The organism is Vibrio crassostreae, assembly GCF_041439375.1.
Taxonomy (GTDB): Bacteria; Pseudomonadota; Gammaproteobacteria; order Enterobacterales; family Vibrionaceae; genus Vibrio; species Vibrio crassostreae_D.
This window is the reverse complement of sequence record NZ_JBGONY010000008.1, coordinates 35701-61322: the sequence shown is the minus strand read 5'-3', so window position 1 is coordinate 61322 and position 25622 is coordinate 35701. Positions and strand designations below refer to the sequence as shown.

At 44.6% G+C, this 25622-nt stretch carries 20 protein-coding genes; 12 read left to right on the top strand and 8 right to left on the bottom strand.

Annotated elements, in window-relative coordinates; all coding sequences use genetic code 11:
- Positions 1 to 54: 54 nt before the first annotated feature.
- Complete coding sequence (locus ACED45_RS05680; RefSeq protein WP_048658416.1) at positions 55 to 1677, bottom strand: methyl-accepting chemotaxis protein; 1623 nt, start codon at positions 1675 to 1677, stop codon at positions 55 to 57.
- A 446-nt stretch (positions 1678 to 2123) separates the two neighbouring features.
- Here ACED45_RS05680 and ACED45_RS05675 point away from each other — a divergent pair, with 446 nt between their 5' ends.
- Together ACED45_RS05675 and ACED45_RS05670 are read left to right on the top strand one after the other, a co-directional pair.
- Positions 2124 to 2321: a hypothetical protein gene (locus ACED45_RS05675; RefSeq protein WP_123923953.1), complete on the top strand. Its 198-nt coding sequence runs from the start codon at positions 2124 to 2126 to the stop codon at positions 2319 to 2321.
- A gap of 81 nt (positions 2322 to 2402) precedes the next feature.
- Positions 2403 to 3545: an amino acid permease gene (locus ACED45_RS05670; protein ID WP_371713499.1), complete on the top strand. Its 1143-nt coding sequence runs from the start codon at positions 2403 to 2405 to the stop codon at positions 3543 to 3545.
- Between the two features lie 105 nt (positions 3546 to 3650).
- On the opposite strand, the gene ACED45_RS05665 is transcribed toward ACED45_RS05670, so the two are convergent.
- The 3 genes from ACED45_RS05665 to ACED45_RS05655 all read right to left on the bottom strand — a co-directional run bounded on the left by ACED45_RS05665 (position 3651) and on the right by ACED45_RS05655 (position 7295).
- Positions 3651 to 5012, bottom strand: coding sequence for an L-serine ammonia-lyase (locus ACED45_RS05665; RefSeq protein WP_017060420.1), 1362 nt, complete (start codon positions 5010 to 5012; stop codon positions 3651 to 3653).
- 120 nt (positions 5013 to 5132) lie between these two features.
- Positions 5133 to 6386 (bottom strand): aromatic amino acid transport family protein, encoded by a 1254-nt coding sequence (locus ACED45_RS05660; protein ID WP_048658418.1) that lies wholly within the window; start codon positions 6384 to 6386, stop codon positions 5133 to 5135.
- 309 nt (positions 6387 to 6695) lie between these two features.
- Positions 6696 to 7295, bottom strand: a complete 600-nt coding sequence (locus ACED45_RS05655) for a CoA pyrophosphatase (protein WP_050646805.1) — start codon at positions 7293 to 7295, stop codon at positions 6696 to 6698.
- A 304-nt stretch (positions 7296 to 7599) separates the two neighbouring features.
- Between ACED45_RS05655 and ACED45_RS05650 the strand changes: the two genes are divergently transcribed.
- Together ACED45_RS05650 and ACED45_RS05645 are read left to right on the top strand one after the other, a co-directional pair.
- Entirely contained in the window at positions 7600 to 8142 is a 543-nt protein-coding gene (locus tag ACED45_RS05650) for a heme NO-binding domain-containing protein (protein WP_017065424.1), read from the top strand.
- Position 8143: 1 nt separating this feature from the next.
- The gene (locus tag ACED45_RS05645; protein ID WP_048664806.1) at positions 8144 to 9862 is read left to right on the top strand and encodes an ATP-binding protein; all 1719 of its coding nucleotides are present in this window, start codon (positions 8144 to 8146) and stop codon (positions 9860 to 9862) included.
- A gap of 161 nt (positions 9863 to 10023) precedes the next feature.
- Here the strand turns inward: ACED45_RS05645 and pabB are convergent, their stop codons facing one another.
- Positions 10024 to 11403 (bottom strand): aminodeoxychorismate synthase component I, encoded by a 1380-nt coding sequence (pabB, locus tag ACED45_RS05640; RefSeq protein ID WP_371713485.1) that lies wholly within the window; start codon positions 11401 to 11403, stop codon positions 10024 to 10026.
- 244 nt (positions 11404 to 11647) lie between these two features.
- Between pabB and ACED45_RS05635 the strand changes: the two genes are divergently transcribed.
- The 8 genes from ACED45_RS05635 to ACED45_RS05600 all read left to right on the top strand — a co-directional run bounded on the left by ACED45_RS05635 (position 11648) and on the right by ACED45_RS05600 (position 19505).
- Positions 11648 to 13165, top strand: coding sequence for a fumarate hydratase (locus ACED45_RS05635; RefSeq protein ID WP_009847029.1), 1518 nt, complete (start codon positions 11648 to 11650; stop codon positions 13163 to 13165).
- A gap of 163 nt (positions 13166 to 13328) precedes the next feature.
- Positions 13329 to 13514, top strand: a complete 186-nt coding sequence (locus ACED45_RS05630) for a hypothetical protein (protein WP_004734731.1) — start codon at positions 13329 to 13331, stop codon at positions 13512 to 13514.
- A gap of 211 nt (positions 13515 to 13725) precedes the next feature.
- Positions 13726 to 15099, top strand: a complete 1374-nt coding sequence (locus tag ACED45_RS05625) for a YcjX family protein (RefSeq protein WP_107899257.1) — start codon at positions 13726 to 13728, stop codon at positions 15097 to 15099.
- Between the two features lie 14 nt (positions 15100 to 15113).
- On the top strand, positions 15114 to 16166 hold the full coding sequence (locus ACED45_RS05620; RefSeq protein WP_371713484.1) for a YcjF family protein: 1053 nt from the start codon (positions 15114 to 15116) through the stop codon (positions 16164 to 16166).
- Between the two features lie 123 nt (positions 16167 to 16289).
- Complete coding sequence (tyrR, locus tag ACED45_RS05615; RefSeq protein ID WP_102478495.1) at positions 16290 to 17834, top strand: transcriptional regulator TyrR; 1545 nt, start codon at positions 16290 to 16292, stop codon at positions 17832 to 17834.
- Between the two features lie 18 nt (positions 17835 to 17852).
- Positions 17853 to 18440: a ribosomal protein S5-alanine N-acetyltransferase gene (gene rimJ / locus ACED45_RS05610; protein ID WP_048658426.1), complete on the top strand. Its 588-nt coding sequence runs from the start codon at positions 17853 to 17855 to the stop codon at positions 18438 to 18440.
- 138 nt (positions 18441 to 18578) lie between these two features.
- Complete coding sequence (locus tag ACED45_RS05605; RefSeq protein ID WP_102432738.1) at positions 18579 to 19052, top strand: DUF2947 domain-containing protein; 474 nt, start codon at positions 18579 to 18581, stop codon at positions 19050 to 19052.
- Positions 19053 to 19289: 237 nt separating this feature from the next.
- Positions 19290 to 19505: a hypothetical protein gene (locus ACED45_RS05600; RefSeq protein WP_102478494.1), complete on the top strand. Its 216-nt coding sequence runs from the start codon at positions 19290 to 19292 to the stop codon at positions 19503 to 19505.
- A 172-nt stretch (positions 19506 to 19677) separates the two neighbouring features.
- On the opposite strand, the gene ACED45_RS05595 is transcribed toward ACED45_RS05600, so the two are convergent.
- The 3 genes from ACED45_RS05595 to ACED45_RS05585 form a co-directional block, all read right to left on the bottom strand.
- Complete coding sequence (locus ACED45_RS05595) at positions 19678 to 22530, bottom strand: Hsp70 family protein (protein WP_102530379.1); 2853 nt, start codon at positions 22528 to 22530, stop codon at positions 19678 to 19680.
- Between the two features lie 153 nt (positions 22531 to 22683).
- Positions 22684 to 24660: an Hsp70 family protein gene (locus ACED45_RS05590; protein ID WP_102478492.1), complete on the bottom strand. Its 1977-nt coding sequence runs from the start codon at positions 24658 to 24660 to the stop codon at positions 22684 to 22686.
- On the bottom strand, positions 24660 to 25292 hold the full coding sequence (locus tag ACED45_RS05585; protein WP_048658430.1) for a DUF2760 domain-containing protein: 633 nt from the start codon (positions 25290 to 25292) through the stop codon (positions 24660 to 24662). Before ACED45_RS05585 ends, ACED45_RS05590 begins: the two co-directional genes overlap by 1 nt.
- Positions 25293 to 25622 lie beyond the last annotated feature (330 nt).

Genomic DNA, 25622 nt, shown 5'->3' with positions numbered 1-25622 from the left:
CATTGTTAGGAAGATAAAGCGCTCATTGTTGAGCGCTTTTTTGTTGTAGAAGACCTATGGGTTCTTCTTTGTACTCGACAAAGTAAACTGATTAATCAGTGACTCAAGGTGATCAGACAGCTCTTCTAAGTCATTGCTGATGTCGCGAGTTTCAGCAGCAGATTGCGATGTGTTGTCGGCGTGAGAGGTGATGGTTTCAACCTTTTGTTGAACATCTTGAGTCGCTTGTGTGGTGGATTGCGTTTGCTGCTGAATATTCTGTGCGTGAGCTAGCACCTGTTTCATCTCTTCAACCACCCCATTCATTTCTATTGAAAGTGCGTCGATATCGGTGGAGCTTTGATGGGCTTGTTCGCAAACGCGATCGGTCGAAGTCAGAGACTCTTCACTGCCTTGCTGGAATTGATGAATGATTGACTCAATGCTGCCTGTTGCTTCGGCGGTTCTTGATGCTAGGTGACGAACTTCATCAGCAACTACTGCAAATCCTCGACCTTGTTCTCCGGCGCGAGCCGCTTCAATCGCTGCATTTAATGCAAGAAGGTTGGTTTGGTCGGCAATGCCACGAATAACACTCAAGATTGAAGAGACCTCACCGGTTTGCTCATTGAGTGTCAGTATCTTGTGCTTCACTTCTTCTATACTGCTGACTAGGTTCTTTATCTCACTGCTTGCGTCGTGTGCTTGGTTGGCACTCTTACACGCTACATCGGCGGTGTGATTGATGAGTTCTGAAGCGGTTAAAGTGGCTTGTTCTACATTGACTTGTTGCGCCTGTATCCCTTCGACATTGTGTTGCACTTCTGCGGTTTCGCTTTGCTGGTCGCTGGCGGCTTGCTCGGTAATTTGCGCGACGCTAGTCAGTTGGTTGGCAGACGCATTCAGTTTATGCGAAGTATTCTGTACCTTTTCTAAGCTGTCAGATACGGTGCCCATGAACGAGTTGATGGAGTTAGCCAGCGTGCCAATCTCATCCTTACTTTGTTCAGGCAGGCGAGTGGACAGGTTTTTATCGCTGCTGACTTGGGTCATGAAGCGAGAAGTCTGTTGAAGAGGGCGCACGATAATCTTGCGAATTAATCCCATCGTAAGAACAAATCCGGCAAACGAGATCACCGTCATAATGCCAATAGCGGTCATGGTTTGAGTGTTGATCAGCGAGTTGACATGACTAAGGTTGTATTCAAGGCGAATTGCCCCCAATACTTCGCCTTCTGGTGCCATATGACAGGCGACGCAATTGGTACCCCGGTAATCTTCACTCGACTTCATGGGTAGAGCAATAACCAAGCCTTTACCCCAATCGGCAGAAAAGGGTTCGATAACCGTTTCACCTGCTAGCGCTCGCTTGTCGATATCATCAACAGGTATTTGATTGTCATTACCGGGACCGTATAACTTGCTTACAGCGTCAGCGCGCAAAACACGAACGTCTTCAATGCCTTCTTGTGCTAACGCTTTTTGACGCAGGGTCTCTTTTTGCGTCATTGTGCCAGTCAGCATCATCATATTAAGGCTATCGAAATAGTTACTTGCCTTATCATGAAGCTGTTCACTCAATACAGAGTTAACAAGTTGTTTTTGTTGCGAATATTGAAAGTAGGTCGATATTGCTAGCAAAAAAGTGAACACAATAGCGAGGGCCACTAGAATTTTGAAGGTTATAGTTGAGCGCATAAGGTATTAATTTTTTATTTTTTAATGACGCGCATACTGTACGTGTAAGAGTCACTACCACCTATGGGGTATGGCGAATTGTGTGACCATACTCCGGTTGTGGTTATGTTTCTGTGATGTAGCAAGTTTGTGTTATGTCTTATGTCAAAATATAACGTTGAGTTGTGAATTTGATTCTAGTTAGAGGAGAGAGTCTCGGGTTCCATGGGCTAGATGTATTTATCAGCTTGTCTTTTATCAATGAAAGTTATTGTATTAGAAGGTTTGGTGGTCAACTTATATCCAGATGGCTATTTTGTTCAATTTAATAGCAAAAAGTGTGGTTATAGCGTTGTGTTTCGAGTCTCATTCGATAAGATGAGAAGATCTCTAATGCTAGAGGTAGGGCAGCAACGGATACGCTGCTTCAAATACTATGGAATGTGAATCAATTATTGGACACATACATGAAATTCAAGATTACATCGCCGATTATTGAACCTACGGAAGGTTCACCACATCAGTTAACGCTTACTCACGCTTCTCGTTTTACCTCTCTTAAGACAAGCTCCCCTTTGAACGCCCTGTTCGACAACGTCTCTGCACGCTTCTTTACCGCTTATCGCTCCTATTGTTATTCGTTTTATAACTTTATTTCTATCTGAATTCCTTTGTCATCCACTTGATGCACGAAGACTCACACCTATAAAAACTAAACAAATAAGTTAAAAATAATGAATATTAAAATGATGGGTAGCTCCCTAATTATCGCTGGTACCGCTCTCGGTGCCGGTATGCTCGCGATCCCAATGGTATTAGCTCAATTTGGATTGCTTTATGGCACACTGCTGATGGTACTGATCTGCTTCGGTACTACTTACGCAGCATTATTACTTCTAGAAGCGACCATCAAAGCGGGTGGTGGTCTAGGATTAAACTCTATTGCCCGAAAAACCTTGGGTAAACAAGGTCAGTTGCTTACCAACGGTTTGCTATACGCGTTATTGATTTGTCTATTAATGGCTTACATTCTGGGCGCAGGTGACTTGCTGAGTAAGTTACTGTCTAACTTTGGCGTCGAAATTACCGCTACTACCAGCCAAATCGTGTTTACCTTGCTTGCTGGCGCTGTAGTCGCAAGTGGTACTGGTGTGATTGATAAACTCAACCGCGCATTGTTCTTCGTGATGCTTGCAAGTTTATTTGCAACCATGGCGTTCTTGGCACCGAGCATGACTCAAGAAAACTTGATGCAGGTAACCAGCCATGACCACGTTGATTTAATCAAAACCAGTGCAATCCTGTTTACAAGCTTTGGCTTTATGGTTGTGATTCCAACTTTAGTTTCTTACAACCACGAAGCGACAGACAAACAGCTGCGTAACATGGTGATCGTCGGTTCTCTGATCCCATTAGTGTGTTACTTGTGCTGGTTGTTTGCGGTAGTGGGTAACTTGAGTGAAGAGCAATTCAGAAGCTTTAAGAACGTATCCGATTTGATGGCGGCGTTTGAGGCTCAATCTTCTTGGGTGGGTAACGTTCTGTCTACCTTCACTGGGTTGGCGTTGTTGACCTCTTTCTTTGGTGTGGCGATGGCGTTGTTCAACCAGAACAAAGACATGTTCAACCAAAATACGGCAGTAACGTACTGTATTAGCTTTATCTTACCGTTGGCAGGTTCATTGCTTGCTGCAGACAAGTTCCTACAAGTGTTGAACTACGCAGGTATCATCTTAGTGTTCTTAGCTGTGTTCGTTCCTCTGGTGATGGTTCACAAGCAACGCTTTATGAAAGTAGCAGAAGATAGATACAGCGCGGAAGGTGGCAAGCCGATGATGCTTTTCTCATTGTTGTTTGGTTGCTTCCTGCTTATCTCGCAAGTGATTTAATAAAACAATTTGGTTGGGTGAATAAATCAGTCAACCAATTTCAGTTACAAAAAAAGGAACGCATCGGCGTTCCTTTTTTATTATCGGTTTATTAATTCAGAGTGATTAACAAACAACCTTAACAGCCAAACCACCTTGAGATGTCTCACGGTATTTAGCGTTCATGTCTTTACCTGTTTCTAGCATCGTTTCGATAACTTTATCTAGAGAAACAGTAGGAGCAGAAGAACGACGAAGTGCCATACGAGTCGAGTTGATTGCTTTAACTGCTGCAATACCGTTACGCTCGATACATGGTACTTGTACTTGGCCAGCAACTGGGTCACACGTTAGACCTAGGTTGTGCTCCATGCCGATTTCTGCAGCCATACATACTTGCTCAGGGCTACCACCCATAAGCTCAGCAAGACCAGCAGCAGCCATAGAACATGCCACACCAACTTCACCCTGACAGCCAACTTCAGCACCAGAGATAGAAGCGTTACGCTTGTAAAGACCACCGATCGCGCCAGAAGCAGCGAAGTAACGGATGTAATCTTTCTCTGTCACTGTTTGGATGAACTTATCGTAGTAAGCCAATACCGCAGGGATGATGCCACATGCGCCGTTTGTTGGTGCCGTTACTACACGACCGCCAGCTGCGTTTTCTTCATTTACTGCGAAAGCAAACATGTTTACCCAGTCAACAACCGACATTGGATCGTTAGTTGTTTTTTCTGAAGTCATTAGCTGTTGGCGAAGTGCTGCTGCACGACGAGGTACACGCAGTGGACCAGGCAGGATACCTTCAGTATTCATACCGCGATCCATACACTCACGCATCGTTTTCCAGATGTTAGCGAAGTAAGTGCGAGACTCTTCGTCTGAGTGGAATGCTGCTTGGTTTTTCATAACCAGTGTACTGATAGAAAGACCGCTTTCTTTACACTGATTAACCAGCTCTTCAGCTGTAGTGAATTCGTAAGGTGCTTTGATTGGGTTTTCTTCTTCTTTGCCGAAGTTCTCTTCGTCAACGATAAAACCGCCACCAATTGAGTAGTACGTTTTTGAGTATGCAACTTCGTCACCAACCCATGCATGGATGCTCATGCCGTTCTCGTGTAGAGAAAGGTTGCTAGTGTGGAAGTTCATACCGCCATCGCGTGGGAACGATACTGTATGACAGTGCATGCCAACAGGAAGGCGCTCAGTTTCTTCTACGCGAGCAATGAAGCCTGCAATAGAATCGATATCAACACGCTCAGGAGTATTGCCAGCAAGACCCATGATGATTGCGATATCTGTGTGGTGACCTTTCCCTGTCAGTGATAGTGATCCATATACGTCCACGGTGATTTTAGTGATGTCGCGCAATTTTCCCATTGAACGTAGGTCATCAATAAACTCTTTACCCGCTTTCATTGGTCCAACTGTGTGTGAGCTCGATGGACCAACACCGATTTTATAGATATCAAATACACTAATCATAGCGATTACCTCAAAAAGAGAGCCTCCCAAGGGGAGTAGGGAGGCTCATTTATTATCATTATATTTTTTGTTTAATCTCGCGATATAAGATGGATGTAATCTTATAAAAAGGGCTTGAGATTAAAGAGCGCCGTAGATTACAGAACTAATAGCCGCTAGACCACATAAAGCTGTAAAGATTTGTACAGGTGCTGAAGTTTTGTACTTAGCCATTGCTGGTACTTTGTTCATTGCGAATACAGGCATTAGGAACAGGATAGCTGCAATCATTGGAGCACCCATTGTTTCAATCATACCTAGGATGCTTGGGTTAACTACCGCAACAATCCAAGTTGTAACAACGATGAACGCTAGAGAAGCTTTCTCAATCTTAGAGATTGAAGAACCAGAGCGAGACTTGATTAGACCAACAAGACCTTCGTGAGCACCTAGGAAGTGACCGAAGTAGCTTGAAGTAATCGCTGCGAACGCTACTAGAGGACCCATGTAAGAGATAAGTGGAGACTCATGTACGTTAGCTAGGTAAGAAAGAACAGAGATGTTCTGTGCTTGTGCTGTTGCTAGTTGCTCTGGAGATAGAGAAAGCACTACAGAGAATACGAAGAACATTACAAAGCCCATAAGCATCATTGCTGCGCCGCCAGTGATTTGGTCAGTTTTCTTAACTGCGTCTTCACCGTATACACGACGTTGCTCTTTAGAGAACTGTGAAATGATTGGGCTGTGGTTGAAAGAGAACACGATGATTGGAATAGCAAGCCAGATAATAGAAGGCATTGTTGACCATTCTGGGCTTACGTCCATCATTGAAGTGTTCCAATCAGGAACTAGGTAGAAAGATAGTGCTAGTAGGATGAATACTAGTGGGTAAACCATCGCTGACGTTGCTTTAAGCATCAGCTCTTTACCGAATACAACACCTGCTGTCATAGCAAGGATAAGTGCACCAGAAAGAAGAGGACGTGGAATAGATTCCATACCCATTTGGTTTACTAGGAAAGAATCAACCGTGTTTGTGATACCAACACCGTAGATAAGAACGATTGGGTAGATAGCGAAGAAGTAAGCAAAAGTAATAATGTTTGCGCCAGTCTTACCGAAGTGCTCTTCAACTGTGTCTGTAATATCTGCTTCAGGGTTTTTAGCTGACAGTACGAAGCGAGCTAGAGATTTGTGTGCGAACCAAGTCATCGGTGCCGCGATTAGAGCTAGGATAACTAATGGCCAAAAACCACCCGCACCAGCTTTGATTGGAAGAAATAGTACGCCAGCACCAACTGCTGTACCGAATAGTGATAAACACCAGGTAAAATCTTTATAGTTAAACTTGCTTGAATCTTTAACGGCATTTGCCGAAGAAGTTGTTGTGTTCATGTTAAATTACTCATTTTTTGGGAACAGGAAATAAGTCGGGGCTAATTCTGCAGAATTTTCTTCTACAAAAAATAGATCTAAATCATGTAATGAAACGGCGTGTCACATGATATGCGAAAAACGGATTTTTGATCACGAAAATAGCGTGCCACAGGTGATTTATGTTTATGCTTGGTATTAGTTTTTTTTATGTGAAAGGGCGGGTTGTATAGATCTATAGCAAGTAAACGTTTGCGTAAAATTGCATTAATAATTCTGTTCCATACAAAGCTTGCGATTTGTTAACAGAGATTAAACAAAACGTAGTTGCTATGTGATTTGTTGCACTACATGCTGCTGCAGCGATTGGATAATTTGCGCCGTAACGCCCCAAATTAGGTGCTCTTGGAAGGGCATAGCAAAAACACGATGCTTGATTTGTTTGAAGTTAACAGTGTGGCTGTGTAACTTGGCTTGGTCTAAAACATAGGTGGCAGGCACCTCAAAAATAGAGGCAACTTCGTTCTCATCGATAATGGCTTCATAGTCAGGATCGACCATAGCAACAATCGGCGTCACAGAAAATTTACTAATAGTACTCAAAGCTGGTAATTGCCCAACAATTTTAACTTGATCTGATCGAATTCCTACCTCTTCATGGAGCTCTCTAAGTGCAGTAAATTGCATAGAAGGGTCAGAGAGTTCATGTTTACCGCCAGGAAAACTGACTTGGCCAGGATGATGCTTTAAATGAGCGGCTCTTTTAGTAAAAATGACATGTAAACCATCTTCTCTTTCAACTAAACCTACCACCACTGCCGCTTTACGTAATTGATCGCCACTGATATGCGAAACACGCTCTACTGACTCTGGGTGATAGCCAACGGTAGGGTTTAGTTGGAATTGTTGAAGGAAGTTTTCTTTATTCATATCAAGCCAATATATTGATTATTATGATTTTAAGTATAGACATAACCGTGGGCTGATTACCAATTTTGAGTGTGTCTTCATTTACTTACCTTTAGTTTAGCTATTAACTAGGCGTAATTAAGGGCCACGTTGTGACTGACATCCTTAAAATGCCGGTTTTTGCTATATTCAATATGTACGCATCTGCGAGTAAGCGTTACCCATGTCATAAAATTGGGTTACGAAGCGTAGATTTTGTGTTTAAGAATTTGATAACAATGACTTAGTGAACCATTCTAAAAAGAAATAGAAGAAAAGGTATGAGATGAAAGGAATCATATTCACCGAATTTTTAGAGCTTGTTGAAGACAAGTTTGGGTTAGAGCTTTTGGAAGAAGTTCTAGAGATGTCAGAAGATGAAGGGATCTACACATCTGTCGGAAGTTACGACCACAAAGATCTGGTTAAACTCATCATTAATCTGAGCAAAAAAACCGATATAGATGCAGCAAGCTTGCAACGCGTTTTCGGGCAGTCCGTATTTAAGAACTTATTAGCCTCATTGCCGAATAAAGCGAGCCTTGCTCACAGCAATACCACCTTTCAATTTATTCAGCACGTAGAGCGCTACATTCACGTTGAAGTGAAGAAGCTTTATCCAGATGCTGAGCCACCTGAATTCAGTTTTATCACCACGACCGAAGCACAACTTGTTTTTGACTACAAAAGCGCAAGATGTATGTCTCATGTTTGTTTAGGGCTTATCGAAGGGTGCGCTGAATACCACGGTGAATCTATTGCGGTGGAGATGACGCCACAAAATGATGACCAGAGCGTGGTTAGGTTTAATCTCAAAGTAGAAAAGTGATATGGATCCGGCCTCAGCCCTAGAGAAAAAACTTAAACGCCAAATTGCTGCGCGAAAAGCAGCAGAAGCTTTGTTGGAACAAAAGAGCCTTGAACTTTTTGAGGCCAACCAACAACTCGAGCTTGCACTGCGTCAGTTAGAGAAGCGTTCCAATGCAAACATACGTCGCATTGAATTCCAAGAACAAATCGACAACCTGTTGATTGATTTCGGACGCGCTTTTCTGAGTAATGATCTTGATGACGTCATGTTGTCACAATTGACGACAAGTGTGACCAACAGTTATCTGATTGAAGCCAGTCGTTTGATTTTGCCTCCCAAGCTGCTCCCTCAATTACACACTTATGACTATGGTGACGAAACCGTCGAGGTGATAGAGCAAGATATTCAAGAGCCTCATTGGCAAGGCAACCACCTTACCGTGCCATTAGAGGTTGAAAAGGTCATAGTCGGCGCGTTAATTGTGAAGGTCAGGGTATTAGACCAAGATTTCGAATTCATCCAAAGCCAACTGTTGTTAGTTACCGACCTTATTTGTAGTGCCTTAACCCACCAGCTTGCTATCAATCGAAACATTGAATCACGTAAACGAGCAGAAGAATCTGAAAGAGCAACGCGTGACTTTGTCGCAATGATCAACCATGAATTAAGAACCCCGCTTAATGGCCTACTAGGTAGTGCCGAATTGATTAGCGATACCGAACTGAATAGCTCTCAACGTGAAATAGTGAACAACTTAAGTCAATCTGGAGAGTTTCTCAGAACCATCATTAATGACCTATTGGATTACAGTAAAATCAACGCGGGAATGTTGGAGTTAATACCGAAGAAGTTCGCGCTTCATGATTTGAGAAATACTATCGATAGTATCTTTACCAATCGAGCACTTGAAAAGCAGCTTAAGTTTGATGTTGATGTAGACAAAGGTGTACCGAGCCATTTCTATGGTGACTTAGAGCGTATTACTCAACTGTTCGTAAACTTGATTGGAAACGCCATCAAGTTCACGGATAAAGGACATGTGAGCGTTGAGATTAAATGGTTGAGAGACCAATTTATTTTTTCCGTAGAGGACACTGGAGTTGGGATCGCTCAATCCTCTCATAAGACACTGTTTGAACCTTTTACTCAGGCGGATAATTCAAGTAGCCGAAACTACGAAGGGACAGGGCTTGGTCTCGCCATCTGTCGTAAGCTAGTAGGTTTGATGCACGGTGATATTAGCGTGACCAGTGTTGTTGGCTCAGGCACGACTTTTACCATCTCGATTCCTCTTCAAGTTGTCGATGTGCCAGCAGAGAATGACAGTGTCACTAAAGGCTTTGAGTCAGAGGCGGAATTGTCACTGCTTAAAGTGCTGGTGGTTGATGATATTAAGATGAACCAGATCATCATCCAGCAAATGCTACGCAAATACGAGATAGAGCCTGCTATTGCCACTAATGGAATCGAAGGGCTAGAGCTTGCTTCTGACAACGAATACGACATTGTGTTCATGGATTGCAGAATGCCCGTTATGGACGGCTTTGAAGCGACAGAGAAGCTAAGAAAGAAAGGGTATTCTAAGTCTATAGTTGCTCTCACTGCCGGAACGACGCTTGAAGAGCGGGAACGCTGTATTCAGTGTGGAATGGATGACATTTTGAGTAAGCCTTACACCGCCAATGATCTTAAAGAGATGCTTAAGAAGTGGGGTGTCTCTGCGGTGAAGGTTGCGTAAACGGGCCAATAAAGCGTTGTGAGTTATGTACTCTAGTTTAAAGACAAAAAACCGAAGTGATCTTGCGATCCTTCGGTTTCTTCTTATATAGAGCTTTTGCTGGCCGTTAAGCTGCGGAACTCGTCATTAAGTCGCGGAACTAGCAGTTAATGACACTAGGTTTAGCAATCTTCAAGTACCGGTAGAATTCGACTTAGCTTATCCAGTGTTTCTTGGTATTCAGAAGCACAATCACTATCAAATACTACACCACCGCCAGCCCATGCATAAAGCGTGTTGTTCTCTGCGACCAAGGTACGAATGGTAATGCTGGTGTCCATTCTGCCATTTCGGCTGATGTAACCAATACTGCCGCAGTACGCTGAACGTCGATGTGGTTCTAACTCTTCAATGATCTGCATGGCGCGAACTTTTGGTGCGCCAGTAATCGAACCGCCAGGGAAACACGCTCTCAGGAGGTCCGTCGCAGAATATTGGTCATCAAGGTCTGCTCGTATCGTGCTTACCAAGTGGTGCACGGCAGGGAAGCTTTCGATATCGAACAACTTTGGTACATGAACTGTCCCTGGCTTTGCTACTCGGCCAATGTCATTACGAAGTAGGTCGACAATCATTAGGTTTTCCGCCTGATCTTTATCGGCGCTTGCTAGGTCCTGCGCGTTAGCATCATCAATCACGTGGTCGTCAGAACGCGGGCGTGTGCCTTTGATTGGCTTGGTTTCAATTACGTTGTCTTTGAGTTCTAAGAAACGTTCTGGCGAAACACTGATGATTGCGCAGTTGGCCAAACGGATAAAGCCAGAAAAGGGCGCTGAGTTGTACTGCTCTAACTTGTCATAAGCCAACCATTCACTGCCTTGGTATTGGGCATTGAAGCGCTGAGCCAAATTAATCTGATAACAGTCACCGGATAACAGATATTCTTGAACACTATCGAACTTGGTGGCGTAGCTCTCTTCGCTCATATTGGATTGCCATGGTGTGGTTAATCCAAAGGCTGCGTGTGTTGGCTTTGATTGAACCAATTGCTGCATCAGCCAATCATGATGTTGTTCGATATTATTGCCGACAATACAAGCTGTCTTTAATTTATGGTCAATCACTACAGCCCATTCATACAAGCCAACCGCCATGTCTGGTGCTTCAATATCGCGCTTTGCGCGTGAAGGCAGAGTCTCGACTCTGCGGCCTAAATCATAACTAAAGTAGCCTAAAGCGCCGCCAATGAATGGCAACTCAGCATGCTCTTTAGTCACAGGCAATAATTGTTGCTGATATTGGTCGAGTAGCTCGAAAGGATCAGAGTCTGAAACCTCGCACGTCTCATTAACATTAACGGTCGTTTTTGCACCGATTGTCTCGAAGGTGGCGATGGGTTGAGCAACTAAAATATCGTATCGACTATCAACGTGGCTTTCTGAAGCGGAGCGTAATAGCATTGCCCACGGCAGATTTTCAACATGGGAAAACAGCTGTTTAGCTAAAGTTGATTGATATTCAAGCGGCTTGATTTGGATAGAGCGAAATTCGTTGTTATTCATTTGTTTAATTTGTGACAAAGAGTTCGATCACTGCATGGCGTGTGAGAGGAAGCAAGAGTATCATAAATTGAAAATAAAATGGGTTCTTGATTAATCCAAGTGGTTTAGTTTAAAGCTATGCAAGCGATTGCTAAAGCAACTAAATACAGCTCAACACAATAAAAAGCTAAACCACCTAATTCGATTTGGCATATATAGCCAAACTGTGAACCCACATGGAACCAGAACAATAAAGAGGCATGCAATGACGGTTATTCGTAAGCAAGATGTGATCAGCAGTGTCGCTGACGCACTTCAGTACATTTCTTATTATCACCCTTTAGACTTTGTCCAAGCCCTAGAAAAAGCGTACGAGAAAGAAGAGAGCCAAGCAGCTAAAGATGCGATCGCTCAGATTCTTATCAACTCGCGTATGTCTGCGGAAGGCCATCGTCCAATTTGTCAGGATACGGGTATTGTTACTTGTTTCGTGAACATCGGTATGGATGTTAGGTGGGAAACGGATCAAACAGTACAACAGATGGTTGATGAAGGCGTTCGTCAAGCTTACAACAACCCAGATAACCCATTGCGTGCATCTGTCCTAATGGACCCTGCAGGTAAGCGTATTAATACCAAAGACAACACACCAGCGGTTGTTCACATTAATATGGTTCCGGGCAACAAAGTTGAAATCCAAATCGCAGCGAAAGGCGGCGGTTCTGAGAACAAAACTAAGATGGTTATGCTGAACCCTTCTGACGATATTGCAGAGTGGGTAGAGAAGACCTTACCGACCATGGGTGCGGGCTGGTGTCCACCGGGCATGCTAGGCATAGGTATTGGCGGTACGGCAGAGAAAGCAGCAGTACTAGCAAAAGAATCTCTGATGGAGCACATCGATATTCAAGAGCTTATCGACAAAGGTCCAGAGAACGCTGAAGAAGAGCTTCGTTTAGATATCTTCAACCGTGTAAACAAACTGGGTATTGGCGCACAAGGTCTTGGCGGTCTAACAACTGTGGTTGACGTGAAAATCAAAACAGCGCCAACGCACGCAGCCTCTAAGCCTGTCTGCTTGATCCCGAACTGTGCAGCAACACGTCACGTACATTTCACATTAGACGGCAGCGGCCCTGCAGAGCTAACACCACCTAAGTTAGAAGAGTGGCCAGATATTACTTGGGAAGCAGGTGCAAATACTCGCCGTGTTAACCTTGATGAAATTACTAAAGAAGACGTTCAAGAGTGGAAGACCGGCGAAACGGTTCTTCTATCAGGTAAGATCTTAACCGGTCGTGATGCAGCGCATAAGCGTATTCAAGGCATGCTTGAAAGTGGTGAAGGTTTACCAGAAGGTGTCGACCTGAAAGGTAAGTTCATTTACTACGTAGGCCCTGTTGATGCAGTAGGCGATGAAGCGGTAGGTCCTGCTGGCCCAACAACGTCTACTCGTATGGATAAGTTCACCGACATGATGTTAGAAGAAACCGGCATTATGGGCATGATTGGTAAAGCAGAGCGCGGCCCTGCAACGGTTGAGTCAATCAAACAACATAAATCGGTTTACCTGATGGCGGTTGGTGGTGCAGCTTATTTAGTGGCTAAAGCAATTAAAAAAGCACGTGTGGTTGCGTTTGAAGATCTCGGTATGGAAGCGATCTACGAGTTTGAAGTTGAAGACATGCCGGTAACGGTTGCTGTTGACTCGAACGGCGTGAACGCGCACCAGATCGGCCCTGACACGTGGAAAGTGAAAATTGCTGAAGCTGAAAAAGCATAATTTACCGAAGTCAAAAGTCGTAACAGGCGCTAGCTTCAGCGTTTGAATTGCAATTTTTGACAGAAAGTTAAAGACAAAAGTGCAGCATTATCTGCACTTTTGTCATATTATCAATGATATAGTGATAAACACATAGTTTGATATAAGAATATAGGAGAGAGGAATGCCTCGTTTTATTCAGATCCTACAGATTATCTTGGCAGTGGTGATTGGTGCTTTTGTTGGCTACGACCTGATCTTGAAAGGGATCAGTATCTTTGATAATAAATACGTGACGATTACCTGTGCACTTTGGCTAATCGCAGAGATTGCACTGTTTGTTATCTACAAGTTGATTGAAGACGATTAAGAGTCGGATATCGCAGAAAAATTCTAAAGCCCCTGATTATGAATGTAGTCAGGGGCTTTTATTCATCTAGCATTAAGAATGTGTATTGCATACTCATTACTATTAGTAAAAGAACAAGCAAAAGCATACATATTATCCCAACAGGGAAAGAACATAGGCTTGCCTCTCTATTATCATAATCAGCTAGCCTAACTATCACGGAGTCGTTCAAATGAAACACCTAACTCAAGAAATGAGTGACTTTATAAGCAGAGGAACGGATTCTCACATTCGAGTAGCGGTCACTGGACTTTCTCGTGCGGGTAAGACAGCCTTCATTACTTCGCTGGTTAATCAGCTTCTTCATACGTCTACCCACAAAAATCTGCCTCTACTTGCATCAGCGAGAGATGGAAGAATTATTGGCGCAAAGCGCATCCCGCAACACAACATGATGATCCCACGCTTCTCTTATGATGAGGCGATGGAATCTTTGAATGCGCAGCCACCAGAATGGCCAGTGCCGACGCGCGATGTCAGTGAGATTCGTCTAGCCATCAAATATAAGCCAGCTAAAGGCGCAAAGAAGCTGCTGAGCAAAAACAGCACCCTTTATCTCGATATTGTCGATTATCCAGGTGAGTGGCTACTTGATTTACCTTTGCTGGATATGGACTTTGATACTTGGAGCCAATCCCAATTCGCCGCACTCAAAGGCGATAGAGAAACCTACTCGCAACAGTGGAACGCAATGCGTGGTGATATCGATTTGCTAGCAGAAGCGGACGAAAAGAAACTGGTCGCGATTGCCGATAGCTATACCCAGTACCTTCATACTTGTAAAAGTAACGGACTGCATTGGGTACAGCCGGGTCGATTCGTATTGCCGGGTGAGCTTGAAGGTGCGCCTGTGCTGCAATTCTTCCCGTGTGCTGCGCCCGAGGGTAAATTCTCGAAAACCAGCAACTATGCGGTTTTAAAAGCGCGTTATGAAGAGTATCAACAGAAGGTCGTAAAGGCGTTCTATAAGAATCACTTTGCCACGTTCGACAGACAAATCGTGCTGGTGGATTGCTTACAACCACTTAACGCAGGCTATGACTCTTTCATGGACATGCGTGGTGCGTTAGAACAGTTATTGAAGAGCTTTAAGTACGGGCGAAGCAATATGCTAAGACGCTTGTTTGCGCCGAAGATCGACAAGATTTTGTTCGCCGCAACCAAGGCCGATCACGTGACACCGGATCAACATCCGAACTTAGTATCACTGTTACAGCAGATGGTACACCCTGCTTGGCAACAGGCGGCGTTTGAACATATCGACATGAGTTGTATGAGCATCGCGTCTATTCAAGCGACCAGTGCGGGATATATTTCGTCGGGTTCAGACAATGTTCCAGCACTGCAAGGTGTCACTTTAAATAACGAGCCTCAAACCATGTATCCGGGTGAGGTGCCGCGCAAACTGCCGAACAAACAGTATTGGGAAACCAACCAATTTGATTTCACGAGCTTTAGGCCAATGGAGCAACACTCCGATGAGCCTTGTCAGCATCTGAGAGTCGACAAGGTTTTAGAGTATCTCATTGGCGACAAGTTGAAGTAATTGAGGCAATCAAAATGAGTGAATTAAAAACAAAGCAGGTCTTTGATGAACCGTTGAAGACCTCGTTCGACGAGCCTGATAAGAGTGAAGTTACCCCTGATTTGGGTGCTCAAAAGCTATTTACGGTACAAGAGAAGTTTGTACCCGTCGCGCCACAAGTGGAAACCGACCTTGATGGTGAAGCTGAACAGCAATTGGAACAAGTGATTCGACCGAGTAAAAAGAAGAAGTGGTTTGGAACGGGCTTACTGGTCGCTTTTTCTGGCCTCGTTGGATGGCAAGCAATTGATTCGGTCATAATCGCGATTCAAACTGCCGATTGGCTTGCGTTGGGTTGGGCTGGCTTTATTGCTGCCATTGCTTCATTGGGTTTAGGCGCAATAGGCAAAGAGCTATGGAAACTGCGCTCGCTTAAAGACCACTTTAGTGTGCAAGAGCAGAGTGAAGAGCTCTTGCAAAGCCAAAGTGTCGGCAAGGGTAAAGCGTTCTGTGAAAACATCGCCAAGCAAGGCGGTATTATTGCTGAGTCACCTTCGTACGATAAGTGGCAAAACAGCATTAACCCAGCACACAGTGATGCAGAAGTGTTGGATATGTACGATGCGTTGGTTGTTGCTCAGCAAGATAAAGTGGCTACTCAAATCGTCACTAAGTTCTCAACCGAATCGGCGGCTTTGGTTGCAGTGAGTCCATTGGCTGCTGCTGATATGTTGCTGGTGGCGTGGCGTAATTTCACCATGATAGACAAGCTTGCTGATGTGTATGGTATCGAGCTTGGCTACTGGTCTCGTATTAAGCTATTTAAACTGGTGTTAATCAACATGGCTGCTGCAGGAGCCAGTGAACTCGCGATTGATGCGAGCATGGATCTCGTCTCGATGGACCTTGCAGGCAAAGTCTCAGCTCGAGCAGGGCAGGGGCTAGGTGTCGGTATCCTTACGGCGAGACTGGGCTTAAAAGCCATGACATTACTGCGTCCTATGCCTTGGCATAACGAACGAAAAGTAAAACTGGCAGACCTCCGCAAAGCCGTCCTTTCAGAAATAAAGCGTATTACTCTCAAATAAAGCATTGAAAGGTCAATAGTTTGAGAAGAAGAGTAAACATATGTTTACTCTTCTTCTTGACTGAACTCAGAGCTTAATCCACACTACTGTCAACTTATCCTGACACCTATAATAGGACTATTTGTGCGTCTTGAAGTATTGTGTGAAGACAGACTCGGCTTAACGCGTGAGTTGCTCGATATCTTGGCCTCAAAAAGCATTGATTTAAGAGGAATCGAAATTGATGTTAAAGGCATTATCTACCTAAACTGCCCTGATATCGATTTTGATGCTTTTAGTGAGCTTATGGCTGAAATTCGCCGAATTTCAGGTGTGAAGGATGTACGTAAAATCCAATTTATGCCAAGCGAAAGGCATAACACAGAGCTGATTGCTCTGCTGGCAAACCTGCCTGACCCTGTGATTGCGATTGACCTTAAAGGCTCAGTCGACATGGCTAACCACGCTGCACTGAACCTCTTCAACAAGCAAGAAGACGAAGTCATCGGTGAACCGTTAGCGACGTTCGTTCCTAGCTTTAACTTTGTTCGTTGGATTGAAGGCGATGTAACGCGCCATCGTGAAGTTGTCGTGTTGGATGGTTTAGATTTCTCGATTGAAATCCTACCAATTTACCTTGGTGGTGATGTCAACGAAGCGGTACTGGCAAGTGCAGTAATGACGATTCGTTCTTGTAATCAAGAGATGAACTCGCCAGATTCAATTCCAGAACAGAACAACCTAGGTTTCGAACACTTTGTTGGTGTCTCTAATCGCCATAAAGCTTTGATCAGTCAAGCTAAGAAATTGGCTATGCTGGATCAGCCTCTATTAATTGAAGGCGATACGGGTACGGGTAAAGAGATGCTAGCAAAAGCGTGTCATAACCGTTCAAATCGTTCTTCTTTCCCATTCTTGATTCTAAGCTGTGCATCAATGCCTGATGACGTAGCGGAAACCGAATTGTTTGGTCATGCACCGGGTTCGTTTAACCATGAACAAGGGCATAAAGGCATTTTCGAGCAAGCGAATGGCGGCACGGTATTTTTAGATGAAATTGGCGAAATGAGCCCACATCTACAAATCAAACTGCTGCGTTTCCTACAAGATGGTTCATTCCGTCGTGTGGGTGAAGAAGAAGAGATGCACGCGGATGTTCGTATTATTGCATCAACGCGCCATCGTCTTTCTGAATTAGCAGACTCCGGCTCGTTCCGTGAAGACTTGTTCTACCGCTTGAATGTACTGACTCTGTCTATCCCTGCATTGCGTGAACGCTCAAACGACGTAGCGCCGCTGTTGGAACTGTTCGTTGCAAAGTACGCGCAGCAATTAGGTATGTTAAAACCAAAACTGACTCAAGAACTAATCGACCAGCTTGGTAATTACCAATGGCCGGGCAACATTCGTCAGTTAGACAACATGGTTCTACGCGCATTAACAGAGTTGGATTCAGACACGCTAACGGTTGAGCAATTCCACTTGCCAAAGCTTGAAACCATGACAGCAGGAATGGCGAACTTAAGCTTAGATGGTTCTCTGGATGAGATCATGAAAGACTATGAATCTCAGATTCTAGAGAAGCTTTATCAGTCTTTCCCATCAAGCCGTAAGCTTGCAAAGCGTTTGAATGTATCTCACACCTCAATTGCGAATAAGCTTCGTGATTACGGTATCAGAAAGAACTGATCGAATAAGAACAAGATTATGGAAGATTTGAGTACACCAGAGCGCATTTATAAGCATGATGGTAATCTGATTCTACGCACGGCTGAAATTGATGACGCTGGCATGATCAGCGAGTACTTTCAGGTTAACAGAGAGTACCTGAAACCTTGGGAACCGATTCGCGAAGATGCGTTCTTTGATAGAGCGAGTTGGGCGCAGCGACTGATCAAGTTAAACGAGCTTCATAAAATGGGGCTAGGCTATTACTGTTTACTGATTAACGCTGACTCTAATGAAATGTTAGGCACCATATCGTTCAGTAATTTGTCTCGTTTTCCGTTCTACGCTTGTAATGTCGGTTACTCATTGGCTCAAAGTGCACAGGGGCACGGTTACATGCGCAGGGGCTTGAGCATGGCGAAGGACTACATGTTTGATGTGCAGAACATGCACCGCTTAATGGCGGGCTACATGCCTCACAACGAACGCAGTGCGGGTGTATTAGAACATCTTGGTTTTGTTCGAGAAGGCTTTGCCAAAGACTACCTACAGATTAACGGTAAATGGGAAGACCATGTGCTGACCGCGTTGGTTAACCCAAACTGGGAAGACAGACGCACGGTTTAAATAAATAGTATTTAAGCGCACAAGCTAACAACGAATTTAAAGGCAGCGAATATCAAGCGATCTCTAATCGCCGCTGTATCAAAAAGAACAGATAGGCATGGTAATCCATCAGCCTGAGAAGATATTTGAGGAATTTTGATGTCATACACAACTTTGGACGAATACCAAAGAAAATGGATTTTCACCCACCAGTCAATGCCGCTTCCAGCAGAGGACTTGGAAAAGATTAAGCCAATGACACAGGCAAGAGCATCTCAGTTCTGGAAAGAGAACGTGAGCCCTCAAAGCCCAGACGCAGAACGACTAAGCTCGCAAGACTGGCCAAGCAAAGCATCGAACTGGAATGAAGAGATCAGCTGGATGGCGCATTGGGAAGCGGATGAGCCTGATATGCCAGAAGAGATTCTTAATTTTATCGATTGGCAAGATGACGTAACTGTTTATTTTTGTTACGAAAAATATAATGTTCTTGAAACAAAGTGGGCGATTTTCAAGAAGCATTGGAAGAACTTTTTGTTCTACGATGACGGTCCAATTCTACTCGGTCGTCGTCGTTCAGAAGCACTTTGGTTTGCTACAAATGGCACGGTGAAAATCGGTAACCGAGCTTAAGCTTTAGAACGTATGTATAGCTGTATAAAAGCGAGCCTAGTGCTCGCTTTTTTTGTGTCGGTGGATCTTTGAAGATCGTTGCGAAACACCCACTGTTTGAACCTGAAAATTGAATCGAATTCCTACTCGTTTAAAAACGGAAATTCACGAAATTGAGATCGCTATCTCATTGGCTTAGTTGAAGTTTTATGGTGTTGGGCTATCTTTATAGTACTGCCTTAGTGGAGGTGAAGTATTATGATTTGGGATACTCTCGAACGTGTAAATAAACTTCGCAAGGAAGCAATGGAGGATCCGGATTTTCTGGATTCGGCAAGAATGCATGAGCAATGGCTTTTAAGCGAAACTCATAATCAATCTAAGAATGGAGAGAAAGAGAAGAAACCGAAAAAGTTATCAGACATCTATGAAAACACCGAATTTCCAATTAACCCAACCGGAACGAAACATTAATAATGATTAACTGCAACACGGCTAAGGCTCTTAACCAAAAAGCTATAAGTCGATTAAACATACCAGCCTTAAGCCACCCATAAAAAAGCCACTTTCAACGAACCGAAAGTGGCTTTTTCTTTTCTCGTTAGCTTCTTTACTCGTTAACAACTAAAGCTAATCGTTTTAAATGCTAGCTATTGATCAGGCTTAAGCCGCTTGGTAATGCATCACCAAACACGCGCTTAGACTCGCTCTCTGAAAGCTCAGTAACTTCACTTACTAGCGTTAGCCAAGACTCTGGCACCTTGCTTTGCTTTAACTTTTCAAGAACTTGAGCACGGTAGTCATCAGAGATATCGAACTGACGGTCGCCGGTCTTACGACAAATCATCACAGCCGCGAAGGCAATCATCTGCTCTTTCTGCCAATTCTGGTCAAGCAGCTTTGGTAACCACTGTTCAGCTTGCTCTCTAGGAATCACGCTGTGTTGGCTACCATACAAAGGTGTTCTTGATGCTAATCGACCTAGCGCCCACCAGTGCGCTTGCTCAAATTGGTTATGATTAATCGCTTTGCTTAAGAACCAACTTGCCAGCAGTACCTTGTCTTCAACTTCTAGTTGCTCAAGCGATGCGGCTAATCGCACCATGGCTTCGTAACCATTGTCTTGTGCATCTTTGGCCGTTTTAGGGTTTTTCATTGCGCCTGGGTGAAGGTACTTAGCGATGTCTGCTAAGATACTCTCTTGCTGCTCTTGATTCAGGCCACCCGCAACTCGACGCCAGAATACCCACCAATCTGTCCAACCTTGATGGTTCTGGAATTGGATGTTTTGTTGGTAGAGCCCCCAAATTTGTTCAATACGCCATGAGTCGGTTGGATCACCAAAGCCAGGTCGCATAGAGTAACCCGCCAAACGGAGCCAGTTCTTCTCATGAGCTTCAGAGCGACGACGGCGCTTACGACCTAATGAAAAGGTATCGAACAGGTGACGAAGGGTCGTGAAGTCCCATTCATCGCGTTTACCCAATCGCTTCTCAAGATCTTTAGATAGTGTTTTGATCTCTTTCGATTCAGCACTCTTTTTGTTGCCGCTGTACAGACGAGAAATCAACTCCTTACACTCATCCAATCTTGGATGAAGTTTAGAGTTGTCGGATTCATCGCCTTGCTTGTTTCTGACTTCGAACTCAAGCAACCAACGCTTGGTGTCATCTTCTGTACTCACACACTCCATTTTCAATGTGCCGACTTCGGTTAATTGACAAGCGAGCAATACTTCAACGCGCTCCTTTTGGTTAGCTTGAAGCTCTGCAGTACCAGACCCTTCCAGCGTAGAAATATAAGGTGGAAGAGGGGAGAACAAGTCAGCATCGACATTGACCATCACACCATTTTGAATGGCGGTGTCATGAGCAATTTGATCGTGCGTTGAAGTCAGTAGATTGAAACGTACCGGCTCACCCAAAGTCAGTGAGAAACGACGGCTGTTCAAACGTATTTCTTGGCCTTCTTCAGTCCCTTTGGCAAGCAGACAAAGCGCTTTACCCATTTTGTTCTTTTCTTGTAGATGTAAGAAGTAAGAACGAGCCGCACCGCCACCGATTTTCAGTTGTGCACCACGACGTGCTTTACCAAAGGCAACTGCGCCTAGCGCGACAGACCAGTCTGGGTGAGGGTTATCTAATACTGTGATTGGAGCGCCGTTCCAGTTACCTAGTAGCTGAGTAATACGCTCTGTGACAAGTTCACTGTTGAACACACCGCCGTTAAGCAGCACACCAACAGGGATAGCAGGCTTAGTGTCATCGAACTCAATCGAGTCTGAGTTTTCCAACGCAGCTTTTGACACTTGTTGATGTGTCGTTAGGAACTCTGCAACATGTTTACTGACCGCAGGATCGGCAACGTAAGGCAGGCCGAATTCAACCACGGCACTGCGGCGTTTGTCTGGTGTTTCAGTAAACTCAGAAAGCGGGAAGAAACCTTCCAATGCGATTTGATGAACTTCTTGTTTGGTTAAACCAATACTCTTGGTACCGCCAAGTAGCTTTGAACCGCTGCCCAGCATAGTGATTTTCACATCATCGGGTGCATTGGCAGAAAGCAGGCTCTCTTTTGCGGCGCGAGTTTGTTGAATCAGTTTGGTTAGGCTAGAGGCATTCAGCTTTTTGTTTTGATTGAAGCGTTGCTCTGCAAGGTGAGCGAGGGCTAAATCTAGGTTATCACCACCGAGCATTAAGTGTTCGCCAACACCGATACGGTCGAGTGCTAGCTCGTTGTGGCCTTGCATGTCCGAATTGCTATTAGCATCGAATTTGGCTTCAATTAAGCTCAAGTCGGTAGTACCACCGCCGACATCACACACTAAGATCAATGGGATCTGTTGAAGCTCTTTCGCAGCAGTTTGTTGGTGGCGTGCATACCAGTCATAACAAACGGCTTGCGGCTCTTCGAGTAACAGAATCTTACCTAAGCCTGCGAGTTCTGCGGCTTCAAGTGTCAGCTTACGTGCTGTCTCATCGAATGAAGCCGGAACCGTCACTACAACATCTTGGTCTTCAAGTTTGTTGCTTGGGTTGCGGTAGTTCCATGCTTGGCGAATGTGATTCAGGTAGCTTGCACTTGCGACAACTGGCGAGACTTTATCAACATCAGCTGCGCCTGCCCAAGGCAGAATGTCGGAGTTACGATCCACCGCTTGGTGTGATAACCAGCTCTTGGCACTCGATACTTGGCGACCTTCAACCTTAGCACCCAATTCACGGGCCCATTCTCCAACGATAACGTTTTTTATATCGCCTTCAACTGGGCTTGGTTCCCACGGCATAGTCAGGTCAGAAGGGGAGATTTGACCTTGTGCTGGGTGGTAACGAAATGATGGTAGTAGAGGCTTGCGAACCACTTCACCGGGGCCGATGAGTTGGTCAATATCGAAAAGAGAAACGGGAGCATGTTGTAGGTCGTCGTTGATTTCACAGTAAGCGACAACCGTATTCGTTGTGCCTAAGTCAATGCCGACTAAAAAACGAGGAGTTGCCATACAAAACCTTATTCTTCCAGAGTGATGACCAGTTTTTTGATAGCTTTGGTCTTATTGTTGTTATTCGTAAACGCCATTCCTGAAAAACAGGTAGGACTAGGTTGAGAACTGCATTGATAAAGTAACGGCACCCGCTAAGGTGCCGTTGATTCATTATGCTTGTTCGTTTGAGTCGCTATTCGTATCTTCACGAACGTCAAACTCAACATGCCATTTCTGACCATTATCAGTAGCAATCGCTTCTAGGTATAAGGTACCTAGCTCAGTAACGCGAGAAGCCAGAGTAACTGGAACCACTTCACCTTCGCGACGGCCTTCTGAAACCGGCAGTGTCACTTGAATTTCAGGAAGTTCGTCTAGTTCTTCAGGCGCCCAGTGATCAAGGTGAGTACCTGCTTGATCTTCACGGCGTGTCGTTGAACCGAAGAATTGGAAGTGAACCGGCTGGCCAATCACTAGGCCGAACTCTTGGCTAGGTACTTGAACGCTTGAACCTTCTTCCATACCAAATGGTGCAACACACAGTGCTTCCATTGGAGGAGCCATACCTGGGATTGCTGGCATCGCGCTTTCAATTCCTACGTAGTAAGAAGAAGCGATACCGCCACGGATACGAACGCCTTGGCCACGACGAACTGCGCCGTAGTAAGAAGCACCGCTTGCAACCGCTAGGTCTAGGTCTAAACCTGAAAGCTGTTTAGCGAACTCTTCGTCAGCATTGATCAGCCATTCGTTGATCGTGTCTGAAAGACGATCAGCAAGTAGGTTTGATTTTAGAACACCACCATTGAACAGGATTGCTGTTGGCTTGATGAAGTCTGCCGCTGGCGCTTCTGACCCTTGCGCTTGTGTACCGGGCATACCGGGCATGTTTGCAAACGGGTTGAAATCTTGCTGAGCCGTTTCGCTATTTCCAGAAAGCGCGTTTGCTTGCTTAGAAAGGAATGCGGCAATGTGACGAGTAATCCCTGCGTCTTGAGCGTAAGGCAGACCCATTTGAGTAAGTGCGCCACGCGTCTTTTGTACTGGGTGCTCTGTCACAGCAACTTTCGGGAAGAAGCCATCAACCAATGTTTGTTGTACTTCTTGTTGAGTCAGTTCTGTTTTCAGTGTCGCGCCAAGTAGCTTAGAACCACGGCTTGGTACAACGATAGGCACGGATTGCAGCTCTGCATCGTTAAGTAGTGCTTCTTTCGCATCACGACATGCGTGAGTCATGGCTTGAACCTGCCAAGGAGCCAATTCTTTGCCTTCTTGAGCCAGTTTCATTTTCAGGCGGTAAGCCAGTGCTAAGTCCATGTTGTCGCCGCCAAGTAGGATGTGTTCACCTACAGCGATACGATTCAGGCTTAAGTTACCGTCGTCTTGTGTTACTTCAACTAGCGAAAGGTCGGTTGTACCACCACCAATATCGACAACAAGAACGATGTCACCAACGTTTACTTCATCACGCCATGTGTCGTTGCTGTTATCAATCCAGCTGTAAAGAGCAGCTTGTGGCTCTTCAAGAAGCGTTAGGTGAGTGAAACCAACATTACGTGCAGCTTCTGCTGTTAGGTCACGAGCCGCAGGATCAAACGAAGCAGGAACCGTGATCGTTACGTCTTGGTCTGCCAATTTGTGTTCTGGGTTAGCGTGGTTCCATGCGTCTTTAAGGTGCTCAAGGTACAGTTCAGTTGTCTTAAGCGGAGATACTTTTTCTACTTCTTCAGGGCTGCCTGCAGGAAGGAAAGCATCGCGACGGTTTACACCACCGTGGCATAGCCAAGATTTTGCACTTGCTACCAAACGGATAGGGGTTTTCGAACCAAGGTTACGAGCAATTGCACCCACTAGCGCTTTCGGCTCTGAAGACCAAGGAAGAACGCGAGAGCCCGCATTCATTTCATGTTCGTGCGGTTGGTATAGGAACGAGCCAAGTTGGCTGCGAGTTTCTACTGTACCAGGAGCCGTAAGCTGAGGGATTGGCATCACCTCAACGCGTGCATCTTCATTGGTTGTATCGATGAAAGACAAAACGCAATGTGTGGTACCTAAATCGATACCAACACTGAACTTAGGTGCCTGATGGTGCTCTTGAGAAGATAGTTCTTGTGAATGCTCTTGAGCTGAATGACTTTGGTGTTCCATTATAGCTCCACCTCTGCCGGTGCAATTACAGATGCATCGTAGTTTTCAGCAAGCTTAGGCAGATTCATGTCAGTTGCTTTCCAACCTTTGTGAACCAGTGTGCCGTTGAATGGCGCATTGCCTGTTACGTTGCCTGTTAGGCGAATTTCTTGAGGGTTGAAACCTTCAGCGATAGTGATACGTGTTTCTTCATCTTCGCTGCGGATATGAGAAAGCGTTACGTAGTCTGCTAATACTTTTTGACCGCCAGTGTGAATAACACGAGCTGCTGCGCCAACTTCTTCATCAGAGAATGACGTTAGGTCTTCTTTTAGGAAGTCAATTAAACGCGCTTCTTGCTGCATGATAGACAGTAGCTGCATCGCTGAATCAGTTGGGGCTGTTGCCAGCTTAGATTCAACTTCTACTACTTTTTCGATAACACGTTCAACTTCAACAACTTTCTCTACTTCGACAATTTTTTCAACTGGCTTTTCAACTTCAACGATCTTCTCTACTGGTTTTTCTACGACTTTCTCAACCACTTTGGTTTTACGAGAAACGGCAATTAGCAGTAGTAAAACGCTTGATGCAGTTAGGCCTGCGTGAAGCATATCAAACGTTTGTGGGATTAGGTTCAAATCAACGATCATAGTGATTTCTCTTTAAAATTGATTTAACGGTATATTCGTCGGTTCAAAGGAATATACAGGTTGGAAAGAAACTCAGTGGCGTGAAGCCGAATTGGTCACTTTCAAGCTATAAATATGGGTGGATACTAGCATATTCAAGGCTTAAGAGTGGTATTTAATGCTTTCAATCAAGTGGGTTTTTAGTGTGTTAGCTTGAAATTTAGTCGAGATTTGCCTGAATATTGGCCTCTGATGTGAGGGGCAGGTAAACAATGCCTGTTTTATGTTAGTTTTTAGACCAAACATAAATGGAGCATGATTCCCTTCCGTTATATACTTTTAACTCATTAG